The sequence below is a fragment of the Kitasatospora sp. NPDC002551 genome, from assembly GCF_040296005.1.
GTDB lineage: Bacteria > Actinomycetota > Actinomycetes > Streptomycetales > Streptomycetaceae > Kitasatospora.
Genome location: NZ_JBEOWI010000106.1, coordinates 1 through 11,865, shown reverse-complemented (window position 1 = coordinate 11,865; position 11,865 = coordinate 1). Strand labels below are relative to the sequence as shown.

17 protein-coding genes and 1 pseudogene are annotated in these 11,865 nt (G+C 68.2%); 14 read left to right on the top strand and 4 right to left on the bottom strand.

What is annotated here, in order from left to right:
- Positions 1–713 (bottom strand): class I SAM-dependent methyltransferase (locus ABT093_RS39690; RefSeq protein ID WP_350572372.1); only part of this gene is annotated, 713 nt, incomplete at its 3' end.
- Between the two features lie 109 nt (positions 714–822).
- On the opposite strand from ABT093_RS39690, the gene ABT093_RS39685 reads away from it, so the two are divergent.
- Complete coding sequence (locus ABT093_RS39685; RefSeq protein WP_350572371.1) at positions 823–1,842, top strand: hypothetical protein; 1,020 nt, start codon at positions 823–825, stop codon at positions 1,840–1,842.
- 110 nt (positions 1,843–1,952) lie between these two features.
- Here ABT093_RS39685 and ABT093_RS39680 read toward each other — a convergent pair whose 3' ends face one another.
- From ABT093_RS39680 to ABT093_RS39670, 3 genes are all read right to left on the bottom strand, one after another.
- Entirely contained in the window at positions 1,953–2,378 is a 426-nt protein-coding gene (locus ABT093_RS39680; protein WP_350572370.1) for an I66 family serine proteinase inhibitor, read from the bottom strand.
- A 231-nt stretch (positions 2,379–2,609) separates the two neighbouring features.
- Positions 2,610–2,807: a hypothetical protein gene (locus tag ABT093_RS39675; RefSeq protein ID WP_350572369.1), complete on the bottom strand. Its 198-nt coding sequence runs from the start codon at positions 2,805–2,807 to the stop codon at positions 2,610–2,612.
- The gene (locus ABT093_RS39670; protein WP_350572368.1) at positions 2,794–3,306 is read right to left on the bottom strand and encodes an ATP-binding protein; all 513 of its coding nucleotides are present in this window, start codon (positions 3,304–3,306) and stop codon (positions 2,794–2,796) included. The genes ABT093_RS39675 and ABT093_RS39670 overlap by 14 nt, the downstream gene beginning before the upstream one ends.
- 126 nt (positions 3,307–3,432) lie before the next feature.
- Between ABT093_RS39670 and ABT093_RS39665 the strand changes: the two genes are divergently transcribed.
- The 13 genes and pseudogenes from ABT093_RS39665 to ABT093_RS39605 all read left to right on the top strand — a co-directional run bounded on the left by ABT093_RS39665 (position 3,433) and on the right by ABT093_RS39605 (position 11,648).
- Entirely contained in the window at positions 3,433–4,320 is an 888-nt protein-coding gene (locus ABT093_RS39665) for a helix-turn-helix domain-containing protein (protein WP_350572367.1), read from the top strand.
- On the top strand, positions 4,317–4,499 hold the full coding sequence (locus ABT093_RS39660; protein ID WP_350572366.1) for a DUF397 domain-containing protein: 183 nt from the start codon (positions 4,317–4,319) through the stop codon (positions 4,497–4,499). The genes ABT093_RS39665 and ABT093_RS39660 overlap by 4 nt, the downstream gene beginning before the upstream one ends.
- 164 nt (positions 4,500–4,663) lie before the next feature.
- Positions 4,664–4,900, top strand: a complete 237-nt coding sequence (locus tag ABT093_RS39655; RefSeq protein ID WP_350572365.1) for a DUF397 domain-containing protein — start codon at positions 4,664–4,666, stop codon at positions 4,898–4,900.
- A 347-nt stretch (positions 4,901–5,247) separates the two neighbouring features.
- Entirely contained in the window at positions 5,248–6,414 is a 1,167-nt protein-coding gene (locus ABT093_RS39650; RefSeq protein ID WP_350572364.1) for a hypothetical protein, read from the top strand.
- A 51-nt stretch (positions 6,415–6,465) separates the two neighbouring features.
- Positions 6,466–7,656 carry a hypothetical protein gene (locus ABT093_RS39645; RefSeq protein ID WP_350572363.1) on the top strand — a complete coding sequence of 397 codons (1,191 nt, stop codon included), beginning with the start codon at positions 6,466–6,468 and terminating at the stop codon, positions 7,654–7,656.
- Positions 7,657–7,817: 161 nt separating this feature from the next.
- Entirely contained in the window at positions 7,818–8,735 is a 918-nt protein-coding gene (locus tag ABT093_RS39640) for a hypothetical protein (RefSeq protein WP_350572362.1), read from the top strand.
- A gap of 114 nt (positions 8,736–8,849) precedes the next feature.
- Positions 8,850–9,107 (top strand): annotated as a pseudogene (locus tag ABT093_RS39635) (hypothetical protein); the annotation flags it as partial.
- Between the two features lie 34 nt (positions 9,108–9,141).
- Positions 9,142–9,354, top strand: coding sequence for a hypothetical protein (locus ABT093_RS39630; protein ID WP_350572361.1), 213 nt, complete (start codon positions 9,142–9,144; stop codon positions 9,352–9,354).
- Positions 9,338–9,682 carry a DUF6879 family protein gene (locus ABT093_RS39625; protein ID WP_350572360.1) on the top strand — a complete coding sequence of 115 codons (345 nt, stop codon included), beginning with the start codon at positions 9,338–9,340 and terminating at the stop codon, positions 9,680–9,682. The genes ABT093_RS39630 and ABT093_RS39625 overlap by 17 nt, the downstream gene beginning before the upstream one ends.
- Positions 9,683–9,783: 101 nt before the next feature.
- Entirely contained in the window at positions 9,784–9,987 is a 204-nt protein-coding gene (locus ABT093_RS39620; protein WP_350572359.1) for a hypothetical protein, read from the top strand.
- Positions 9,971–10,492 (top strand): DUF6879 family protein, encoded by a 522-nt coding sequence (locus tag ABT093_RS39615; protein ID WP_350572358.1) that lies wholly within the window; start codon positions 9,971–9,973, stop codon positions 10,490–10,492. The genes ABT093_RS39620 and ABT093_RS39615 overlap by 17 nt, the downstream gene beginning before the upstream one ends.
- A complete protein-coding gene (locus tag ABT093_RS39610; RefSeq protein WP_350572357.1) occupies positions 10,489–11,316 on the top strand; it encodes a helix-turn-helix domain-containing protein in 828 nt (275 codons plus the stop codon). The genes ABT093_RS39615 and ABT093_RS39610 overlap by 4 nt, the downstream gene beginning before the upstream one ends.
- Before the next feature lie 71 nt (positions 11,317–11,387).
- Positions 11,388–11,648: a hypothetical protein gene (locus ABT093_RS39605; RefSeq protein WP_350572356.1), complete on the top strand. Its 261-nt coding sequence runs from the start codon at positions 11,388–11,390 to the stop codon at positions 11,646–11,648.
- Positions 11,649–11,865: the final 217 nt, after the last annotated feature.

The window sequence follows — 11,865 nt, the reverse complement described above, 5'->3', positions numbered from 1 at the left end:
CGGGCCCGGCCGCTACGAGATCCTGGAACCGAGTCCGTGCCGCGCCAATGGAAGCCGGACAGTTGGGGGGATTCCCCTATCGAACGCCCTCTGAGGGAGTCGGCGGTCCGGCGCTGGCCGTGCGGGAACTCCGCCTGCCGCGCGGCGTCGAACGGGCTGTCCGCACCGGACTCGGGCAGGTGCATCGCCGCCGTCCCGACACGCCAGCTCGCGGGGACGTCGCGCGGGCCGATCGCCGCGCTGCCGGTGACGCGGGCGAGCCCGGCCACCCACTCCTCCCCGTCGTCGAAGACGTTCCACAGCCCCGCGAGCACCCCGCCGGGGGCGAGGACCCGGGCGATCTCCGGCCCCGCGACCTCCATGTCGAACCAGTGCATGGCGTTGCCGGAGACGACGGCGTCGACCGACCCGTCCGGGAGCGGAATCGATTCCGCACTGCCGGACAGGGCGCGCACGGAGGGCAGTTCGCGCCGCAGCTCGGCCAGCATCGCCGCGTCGGGCTCGACGGCCACGACGTCGATGCCGAGCGCGAGCAGCGTGCCCGTGAGCTTGCCGGTCCCGGCGCCGAGGTCGAGCACCCGCGGGCCGGGCGCGGGTTCGAGGGCCCAGCGCACGGCCGCGTGGGCGTAGTCCGGACGGTGCTCGGCGTACGCGCCAGCCGCCGTGCCGAAGGACGAGCTCAGGCGTTCGTGCTCCTGGTCGATCCGGTTCACTGCGGCTCCCCGTGTCGCGATGTATCGGCCCGATGTATCGAACCGATATATCGGCACCTTAGGCACGGCCGTTCGTCGCCGCAAGATCCGGACCGTGTAACGTCCGGACGTGGCCTACGGACTGACGCGCCTGCTGCGCACCGAAGACGACTGGTCGGACCTGCTGTGCTTCCTCGCCGAGCTGGATCCCGGGCCGCTCGGATCGGCCCTGTGCCTGGAGCCGGGCGCGATCACCGTCCGGCGCGAGGTCCGGGTCGCGGCGCACGGGGGCGCTCCGGCGGGTCGGGCGGACCTCGTGGTCCTGCTCGACGGCGCCGTGCGCGCGCTTCTGGAGGTGAAGCTCGGCGCCGGGGTGCACGGCGAACAGTTCGCCGCCTACGACGCCTGGGCGGAGACCGAGGGCATAGCCGAGGCCGATCGCCACCTGGTCGGCCCCAACCACGACCCCGTCCCCGGTGTGCCGGCCGCCTGGTCCCGCCGTCTCACCCTGGCCGATCTCCTTGCCGCATGGGGACGTTCGTCCGACGACCTCGCCCGGCTCCTCTCCGTCCGGGCGCTCCGGCAGTTCGCCGAGCTGGAGGCCGAGGTGACCGGCCCGGCGAACCGGGCCTCACTCGTCGTCGGCGACGCCCTCCGGCTGCGGCGGCTGGCGAGCCTCGCCGAGGCGGCGGCTCCTGCGGGCACGGTCTTCGCGACCCGGCAGCGCTCGCGGGCGGGGGTCGCGAACATCTGCGCCTGGAGGGAGACCGACGACGGCTACGTCGTCGCCGAAATCCAGCGCCTGGTGCCGATGCGCGGCACGGACAGCCCCTTCGAGATCCGGATCATGGTCGAGACCCCGGAGCAGACCGCGGCGGCCAACGGAGCGCTCGCGGACCGGCAGCAGGCCTGGCTCGCCCGCCACAGCTTCGTCCGGCACGCGGGCCCGGCCCTGCGGGACCTGGTGGCCGACCCGGACGGCGACGGCTTCAAGACCAAGAAGTCGGGCCGCGGGCACCACCGTTACTACGGTTACGAGGGCGGCGGGCATGGAAGCTCGGTGGTCCTGCGGGACACCGTCGACCTGGACGACATGGTGACCGCGTTCACCGCCGCGCTGGAGTACCTGGCCACCTACCGGGCGCAGTAGGAAGTCGGCGGAGCCGACTTCCTGTGCGTGCCCACGCCCGGTGGTCGGTGGGCGCAGGTTGGGAAGTCGGACGGATCGGCCTCCCGCCCTGGTCCGGGGCCGATCGGGAGCTACCGGTCGACCCTCTTGAAGGTGAACACGGTGGCGCCCGCGTCGTCGCCGGGGATGGGGAGGGTCTGGATCTGCCCGTGCTCGCCGGGCTCCGTGACGAGCCACACCGCCCCCTGCGAGGACACCACCCGGTACGTCCCCCCGGCCCGGTCGACGGTGGCGAGTTCCCACTCCTCCGCGTCCGCCTGCTGGATGAGGAGGGCGACCACCGGCCCGGCGGGCGCGCTGTTCTCGACGGCGGTCGGGGCGCCCTTGGCGTACAGCTTGTAGCGGCCGTTGGGCAGCGCTTCGACGACCCAGACGGCTTCCGGGTCGTCCGTCCGGTTGAAGACCGCCTTGGGCGAGAGGTCCCGCGTCTCGTGCAGGGCGCGGCCGACCGGGTCCTCGCCGTTGTGGATCGTGTAGAGACCGGATTCCAGGCTCATCGGGTGTGTCCGCCCTTCTCGCTGAGGCTCTTGTCGTCTTGACGGAGATGTCGGGTGGAGGCCGGCGTCCTCGTCGGCATGACTCCTCGTCGAGGGACCGGCCGTCGGCCCCTCCGGCCCACCCCACCGCGAGTGGGACGGGTCGGGCAAAGGAACGCTCCGGAAGGTCATTCGATCGAGTGAAGCGGTCGGGGAGTGGGAAGTCGGCCGGGCCGACTTCCCGTGCGGCGGTCAGGGGTTGGGGGCTTCGGAGGTCGCGGTCGCCGTGGCGACCGGGGGTTCGGGGTGCAGGCCGTGGTGGTGCTTGAGGACGGGGTAGATCCAGACGACCAGCGCGAGGAGGAGGACGAAGGGGAGGACGGTGTAGGCCGCGGCGGCGGCGGCCGGGCTGTGCGGGGTGGGCGGCTGGGTCCGGTCAGGCAGCGACATCGTCGGTGGGGGAGGAGTCGTCGGATGGGTTCTTGAACTCGGCGGCGGGCAGGTCGAGTTCGGCCCAGACCGTCTTGGCGTTGGGGTCCCGGGGCAGGGTGCCCCAGCGGTCGGCGAGCGCGTCGACGAGGGTGAGCCCGCGCCCCGACTGGGAGTCCGGCGAGCAGGCGGCCGCCGGCAGGACGGGCCGGCGGTCCCCTCGGCAGTCCGACACCTCGATGCGGAGCACGGTGGTGTGCGCCCGGCGCGTGGTGGTGAGCGAGAGGTGCAGCTCGAACCCGCGCCCCGGCGTGCGCCCGTGGGTGGAGGCGTTGGCGGCCAGTTCGGCGACGATGATCAACGCGTGCTGAAACGCCTCCGGCCAAAGGGAGTTGAGCGCCCATTCGGTCAACTGCCGCCTGGCGATCCGCCGCCCGATGGCGGCTCCCTTGGGGGTGGAAGTGAGGAGCGCGGTGTGGGCGCGCGACTCCGGTTCGTCGAGGGGAATTTCGGACTTCATGGGGAAAAGCCTGCCCCCCCGGGCTTACGCTGACGATGCATCCGGTGGGCACGGTGAGTGCCTGTGTGTGTGCGGAAAGTGTCACGTGACGGCGGTTGGCCGTGACCGGAAAATCGGGAGGTCGTCATGACCGAAGTTAAGGGAACCGGCGGAGACAGCGGCGACGTTGCGCGCCCGCAGCTCGACGAGGACCTGTCCGAGGTGTCGGACTTCCTGCGGGCGATCGGCAAGCAGATCAAGCTGCTGCGCGAGCGGGCGGGCCTGACGCAGAAGGAGTTCGCCAAGCTGGTCGGCTACACCGAGAGCCTGATCGGCGCGGTTGAGCAGGGGAAGCGGACCCCGCAGCGGGAGCTGCTGGAGGCGGCGGAGAGGGTGCTGGACGCTGGCGGGCTGCTGCTCGTCGTCGCGGACGACATCGAGCAGGCGAAGGCCAAGGCCCGTGTGCGGCACCCGGAGTGGTTCCGGGGGTACGCGGGGCTGGAGTCGGTGGCTCAGGAGCTTCACTGCGTCAGCCTGTACGGCGTGCCGGGGCTCCTCCAGACCGAGGACCACGCGCGCGCCGTCTTCTCGATGCGTCAGCCGATCCTCCCTGAAGAGATCATCGAGACGCGAGTCGCGGCCCGCATGGCGCGCCAGGAGATCTTGACGAGGTGGCCCCGCGCGGTGTTCAGCTGGGTGATTGACGAGAGCGTGCTTCGTCGACCGTTGGGCGGCTGGAGCGTGCACGAGGCGCAGCTGCGCCACCTGCTGGAGATCGGGAGTGCCCGAGGCATGGTGATTCAGGTGCTCGCGTTGGACCGTACCGAGCACGCTGGTGTGGATGGCCCGTTCATCCTGATCACCCCGAAGAACCGCCCGCAGATGGCCTATATCGAGGTGCAGACCAGCAGTAGGCTGATCACGGATCAGGAGGAGGTTCGTATCATGAACGCGCGGTACGGCACCCTCAGGGCCCAGGCGTGCACTCCGCAGGAGTCCCTGTCGTTGATCGAGAAGATTCTGGGAGAGCGATGAGCAGCGAACTGGTGTGGTTCAAGAGCAGCTACAGCGGTGCCGAGGGTGGGGAGTGCGTCGAGGTCGCCGAGGCGATGTCCTCCGTGCTGGTGCGTGACTCGAAGGACAAGTCGGGTCCCCACCTCACCTTCTCGCCGGAGGCCTGGGGGGCCTTCGTCGAGTTCGCGCAGTCGGTCTGACGACCAGTCTCCCCGCTCGGAGCACCGCGGCCGTCCACCCACCGGTGGACGGCCGCTTTCTGTGTGGGCGCCGCTCCCTCTCTGTGGGGGTTGTGGCATGGCCTCCCGGCGCGCCGCTCCGTATCCTGAACGCGCGCCACAGCACCCTTACTTGAGGGAGAGCCATGAGCAGCGAACTGGTGTGGTTCAAGAGCAGCTACAGCGGCAACGAGGGCGGAAACTGCGTCGAGGTCGGCTGGCGCAAGAGCAGCCACAGCGGACCCGACGGCGGCGAGTGCGTCGAGGTCGCCGAGACGACGTCCGCCGTCCTCGTCCGCGACTCCAAGGACAAGTCCGGCCCCCACCTCACCTTCTCCCCGGCCGCCTGGCAGTCCTTCCTCGAATTCGCCCAATCCGTCTGACCCCTCCGCATTCACCCCCTGTGGCCGTCCACTCCCGGTGGACGGCCACTTTGCGTGTCGGCGCCGCCCTGAAATCACGGGCCGTAGTCGCTAGGGCGGCCTTTCCTGGGCCGGGTTTGCGCCCCCATCGGTCAGTGTGCGAACGATGCTGCCCGTATCTATGGTGGATGTGACCGCCTCACGGCCCTCGATCGCACCTGCTGTCTCGCGGGCCGGCCGTGCGCGCGCCACCTTGATGTGGCCTCGGATCAACAAGGCCCAGTGGGGCCAACCTCCTGCGCGGCGGAACCGATCGTCGGATGCCCCCAGTGCGGTCACGTGATCATTCAATCGACCAAGGGAGTCCCATGAAGATCCCATACGGCCCGCCGAAGGCTCTTTTCAGCAGCGCGGGCACCTACGGCACGGCTGGCGAGGCGTGGCTGCGCGGCCCCGTGTTCGTCAGCGGGCTCATCAAGTTCCCGCTGAAGGACGAGGACTTCAAGCGCGCCTACGGGAAGATCACGGACGCCGACGAGCACAAGAAGCTCGTGTCGGCCGTCACCGACGCGGGGAAGTTCCTCGACGCCTACGGAGACCCCGTCACGCTGACCAAGAAGCTCGCCGAGGACGGTGACTACCTGCTGAAGAAGGACCCGCCTCCCGAGTTCTACGCACAGGCGGTGTGGGCGGCCCACCGGGCTGGCTCCGCCGCGAGTACCTTCGCCTCCACGGCCCAGAACCTCCTGAAGATGCTCAATGATCAGCCCCAGAAGCACAAGGAGAACGCCGCCGCCGTTCGGCAGGCGTTCACGGGGGCCGGCGGCCTCGCCTCGCTGAGTGCCGAGCAGAAGAAGGACTTCAGTGGCCTGGCGCTCAAGGCCGAGCAGATGGTGATGACCTTCGTGGTCGTCCAGAAGCCGCTCACGGACCACCTGGGGAAGGGCTCCAAGACGTACGCGAGCGCGAAGGAGGCACGCAAGGAGGTCGAGAACCAGGCCGCCGCCTTCGACGGTGCCGCAGAGGCGGCGTGGACGGAGTGGCTGGGCTACCGAGGCGCTCAGCCGGAGCAGACCCTCGACGTGTGTGTCGTGAACTGCGGCGTCCCGGTGGGAGTCGCCAAGCTCGACGGCCCGGCCCCCAAGGATCGGGCGGTCGTGGCGCGCACGACGTACACGTCGCTGCAGGACGCCGTGAACGTGGCCGACGACGAGGTCGGGGACAAGGCGTGCCTGGCGGCGGACCTCGGCGGCTTCGACCACCAGGCGAAGGCGCTGCCCGACGCGCTGGCCGCCCTGCGCCAGCGCGCGGCCGACATGGCCACGGCCTGGGACAAGGTGTCGGCCGCCCTCAGGAGCGCCTCCGCGCTCCCCGACGACGTGCTGGGTGATCCCGCACGACTCGACGACGCGCTCGATCTCACGTCCGGTGCCCAGGACTGGGAGAAGCTCGCGGCCGCTGCCGAGGCTTTCACCCAGAGCGCCCTTGTCGCCCCCACCTTCGCGCCGTGGGGACTTCCCCTCAGCGCCAAGTGAGCCGGCAGTCCTCACCGCCGAGCCCTCCCGCGCTCAGAACGGAGACATCACATGGCCACCGAAACGTTGCTGCCCCCGACGGACGCACTGCTTCTCAAAGCCGACCCCACCAAGAAGCAGGACCCCAAGCAGCCGGACTTCACCTACGCCCTGTTCGGCGAGGAGTGGCTGCACATCCAGGTGTTCGTCACCTCCATCCTGAAGATGAGAATCGCGAACACGAGCAACTACACCAGCATGTACGGCGCGATCGACAAGGACGACGAGCAGGAGATCAAGGACTTCATCGCAGCCGTGACCGAGATTCAGAAGCTGTCGAATCGCTTCGGGGACCCGGTCGCCATCATCGACAAGATCAGCAAGGGCGGAGACTACCTCACAGGCGACACCCCGCCGAGCGAGGTCTACGGGCAGAACATCTGGATGGCCTATCGGATCCGGAATACGGCGAAGACGTTCCACAGCTTCTGTCACGACCTCCCGGACGCCATGGACGACGGCCAGGGAGCGATCAAGCAGAACGCCGAGAACGTAAGGGACCTGCTGGTCGGGCCGAAGAACGGTCTCAAGAAGCTGATCGACCAGCTGATGGCAGACCTCAAGGGCATCATCCAGAATCTCGCGGCGTTCTCCGGAGACTTCCGCACTCAGAACGACAAGCTCACGCTCTATGTCGCCAAGGAGGGGAAGATCTACAAGCACGCGGTAGCCGCCCGGGACAAGTGCAAGCAGGAGGCGAAGGACTTCCAGGAGGAGGCCGATGCCACGTACAAGAGCTGGAAGAAGTACATGATCGCGGCCTGCTGCTCCACGGCGGGCGGGCTCATCGGCGTGCTCACCGCGATCGGCCTGGGCATCTACGCCGCGATCCTCAGGGCGAAGTACAACAAGCTCCTCGTGAAGGTGAAAGCCATGGAGGACGAGGAGTTCAAGAAGGTCAAGCTCCTCACCGACCTCGACGGTCTGCGCACCCAGGTGACTCCTCTCACGGGGTACACCAGCAGCTTCCAGACCCACCTCGACACCATCCTCGGGAAGTGGCAGAACACGAGCAACTCGATCGCCCAGATCGCCAAACTGGACGACGAGGCCCTCGGCAACAAGAACAAGATCGCCACCAATCTCAAACTCAAGCAGGCGGAGGAGGAGTGGAAGAGCGTGGTCGACGCCACGGAGTGGTTCACGGGGAATTCCCTGGTCTCGCCCTCCCGGACGGAGTTCGGCGCCGAACTCGTGGACTAGGAAGACGGCTGCCAGGGTCCCGGGCCGCACCCACCCGGACCGAGGCCCCTGCGGTCCCCGCAGTCCCCGCCGTGTCCCGGTCGTCCACCGGGACACGGCACCGTCCCGGCCCGGCGCGCCGTGAGAGCCGCCCCGATTCCCCCGAAACCCGAGGACATGAGATGCCACCCGACACCACGTACGACTGGAACCTCGACGAGGCGAAGGCGACGGTGACGACCGTCGGCGCCTACCAGAAATTCGCCGAGCAGCTCAAGGACAACCTGCTGAGGAACCTCGCGCACCCCGACATCAGGCGAAACATCGTCTGCACCAACGAAGACGGTCAGGTCTTCGAGGACAACCCGTGGTTCCAGTTCCAGGGGCACCTGTCGGTCCTGCGGGATCTGCTCACCCAGATGACGGACCTGGACGCGGAAAACGCCGGCAGCGCTCAGAAGGTCATCAAGTCCGTGGTGGACGCCGTCCCGGCCGTCACCGCCCAGTACCGGACCGCGGCGGACGCGCTGGCCGACGTGGTCGAGGAGGTGAAGAAGGGGACGCTCACCCAGCCGACCCGTGACCGCCTCACCAAGGCGCTTCTCTCCCTGCACACCCTCCTGCAACCCCCGCAGGAATGGACCGAATGGAAAGAGGACATCGCGGACCGCACCGCGCAGTACCGGGATCTGGCCGACCGCATCGTCAAACTCCAGGAGGTGTTCAAGGCCGACGCGGAGCGGGATGCGAAGGACCACGAGAACCTCGCCAAGAAGCCGGAGGCCGCGTGCGCCCGAGCGGAACTGCTGAGCTACGCCGCCGAGGTCCGCGCCGAGGTCGAAAAGGTCACCGGCCAGCAGTCGGAGGCGGTCGACGACGCCGTGAACCACGCCAGGGACGCCGGCAACTCACTCGCCCGGCTCATCGGTTCGCTCGGCAACTTCGCGGGGGACTACAAGACGGCGGCCGAGGAGATCGCGAACGCGAGCACGGCGGAGATGGGGAGCGTCCTCCAACGGGTCGACTTCGCCTCCTCCCGCACGATCTGGGACGAGTACGCGGAGAAGGTCAAGGAGCTGTCCGACCAGCCCGGGCAATGACTACTGAGGGAGTCCCGGGTCCAACGGGCCTGCCATCATGACCTGGACGCCGCCGGGCTCGGACCCACCGTGGTCGTGGGCGACGGCCGGGACGGGTAGGCCGAGCGCGGCCCGTACGACCGGATCATCGCCACCTGCTCCGTGCTGGAGATTCCTCCGGCGTGGCTGGAGCAGTCGGCCCCGGGCGCGGTGATCGTCGCCCCGTTCGGCACCGAGTACGGCGGCGAGCAGATCGTCCGTGACGACGTGCGGGGGCAGGCCGAGCCGGATCTGCGTAGGAAGTCGGCCAGGCCGACTTCCTGCTCCGGTGTTCCTCCGCCCTTTCCTGTAGTGGAAAGCGGATGCCCTTGCCTGCCGGCGGGGCGAGCCTGAAGTATCGACCTCGACAACGGAACGAGGAGGACCAGTGGCTCTGCGCAAACTGTCCGGTGACTCGAACTGCAAGAGCGGCACCTGCCCGACGCTGTGGGGAACGGAGGACGAGACCGCCTTTCTCGTGCAGGGCTACGTGGTCACCGACCCCGAACAGCTCGCCCAGATCGGCCTGCCCGAAGGTGAGACCGTCGTCCGTGTGCCCGTGAACATCCTGGAGGACTACTTCCGTGCTCGACGGAACTGAATTCGGCCGACTCTTCGAGAGCTTCCAGCACACCGCGTTCCGACTGGAGACGCTGGACCTCTACGACGTCGAGGAGGAGCGGGAGGAGTTCGAGGCCTTCCTCGCCGGCGACCCCACGCCGCCCGAGTGGACCGACAACCCGTGGGTCCGGTCCATGACGGACCACGGCAAGACGGTGGCCCGTGTCCACGTCCTCACCTCGCCGCTGAAGTTCATCGGAGCCGCGAAGCTCCCCGCAGAGGCCACCCCCGAGTACCTCCGCTACCGGGAGATCGCCGAGTTCCATGCCGTCCCCTTTGCCGAGTACTGGCAGCAGCCACGGCTGTGACCCTGCCTCGACCCGATTTCGCGTTGTCGCAACAGCAGCCCCTTGCCGCACCATGGTTGGGATCGGGAAGATTGACGCCGTCCGCAAACGAGGGAGCTTCAGTGAAACTGACACTGCTCGACAGCTCGTGCGACCACGGGCCGTGCCCCACTGTCTATTCCACCGACACCGGCGAGCTCGTGGTGCAGGGGTTCAAGGTGGACGATCCCGAGGCGCTGGCCGCCATGAGCCTGCCGGAGACCGAGACGGCGGTTCGCATTCCGATCGACCTGCTGGTGAGGGTTGCCCGTGACCATCTCTCCTGACGCCTTCGGCGCCTTGTTCGACAGCTTCCAGCGGGAGGCCTTCCGCCTCGAAATGCTGGACGACTACAGCGGCTCCGGCAACTTCGACGCCTACCGCGCCTTTCTCGCGGGCGAACCTCAGCCGCAGGACTACAACGCCCCCTGGCTGGAGCAGGTCCGGCGGAACACGTCCGCCGGACGGCGCATGTACCGCGTGCACGTCCTCTCGCGGCCGCTCACTCCGTACCTCCGGTTCGAACTCGGGTGGGGCTACCGGAAGAACGCCACCGCCGGCGAGGAGTTCTTCATCCTGGATGTCACCGACAAGCCGAACCCGCTGGCCGGTACGCCGGACTTCTGGATGTTCGACGAGTCGTCCGTCGTCTCGATGGCGTACGCCGACGGCGGTGTGTTCACCGGGGCCGAGGAGGAGCCCGGCCCTGAGAAGTGGATCGCCCTCAGGGATACGGCTCTGAGCCATGCCGAGCCGTTCGAGTCCTGGTGGGAGCGGCACGGGAGCGCGTGAGAAGCGACATCGGCAGCACGCTGCGGGAACTGCGACAGGCCGCCGGAAAGGAGGCCAAAGCAGTCGCCCGCAGCGCAGCCATGTCTCCTTCCAAACTGAGCAGGATCGAGACGGGCAAGGCCAAGCCGACCACCATCGACGTCGACCGGATCCTCACCGCCATCGGCGTTCCCGACGCCGTGCGGTCCGACCTGGTCGAGATAGCCCGCCGCGAGGCGACTGAGGTCGTGGCCTGGCGCTTCCTCCGGCGAACGGGACTTCACCATCACCAGGACAGCATCCGGGCCGTCGAGGCGGAGACGGCGATCCAGCGTGTCTTCCAGCCGTCCTGCGTCCCCGGGCTCTGTCAGACTCCGGAATACGTGCGGGCCGTCCTGAGCCCCAAGGGGCTCACCTCCGATGTCCTGTCGCGCACGATAGCCGCGCGGCTCGAACGGCAGGCGGTGCTGTTCGATCCCGAGAAGCGCTTTCACTACCTGATCACGGAGTCGGTCCTTCGTTGGCTGATCGTCTCGCCCGTGGAAATGGCACTCCAGATCGACAGGATCGTCACGCTGTCCCGACTTCCGAACGTGCGCATCGGAATCGTCCCACTGTCGGCGCGGATGACCGAGGTCAGCTCGTCATCCTTCATCGTCTATGACAACCGGCTGGTCATCGTGGAGATCCCACACGCCGAGGTCTCCACCACGGACCCCAAGGATCTGGACCTCTACCTGGCGCGGTTCGGGAGATTTGAGCAGCTTTCCCTTGAAGGCGAGCCCATGCGGGAGATGCTCGCCACCATCCGGGACGAGTTCTTGCGGCAACGTGAAACCTCCTGACTTCCCATCGGATTCGGCTCTACCTTGAATCCCGCTCACCGCATGAAGTGAGCAGAAGGAGAGGGAGATCCATGTCCACCGCGACATTGCCGGTGCTGGACGAAGTGGGCGGGGCGGAGAGGCTGTTCGCGTTCCGTTTCCTGAGCGGGGTCACGGGGAGCGGGGGCGTCCTGGCCTCCGAGGTCGTGTACGACGAGGAGACGCAGACGTGCAGCTATGCCGGCATGCCGCCCGGCGTCTACATGACCAGCAATCCGCCCAAGACGTACGGGCCGACGCAGCCGTCCGGGCAGATGGACGCGCCGGACGACCCCGGAAGCAGCAACGACTGACATGCCCGACTCCGGCACCGTCCTCGTCGTCACGGGGACGTTCGATCCGACCGCCGATCTGGTGATCGAGGAACTCAACCGGCGTGCGGTGCCGGTCTTCCGGGCGGACACGGCATGGTTCCCGTCGAGGGGGGCCGGGGGGGGGTGGATCTAGAGGGGGTTCGGCTGTGGCGGGGCGGTGGCAACCGAACGCAGATGTGAGGTAGAAGTCGACAAC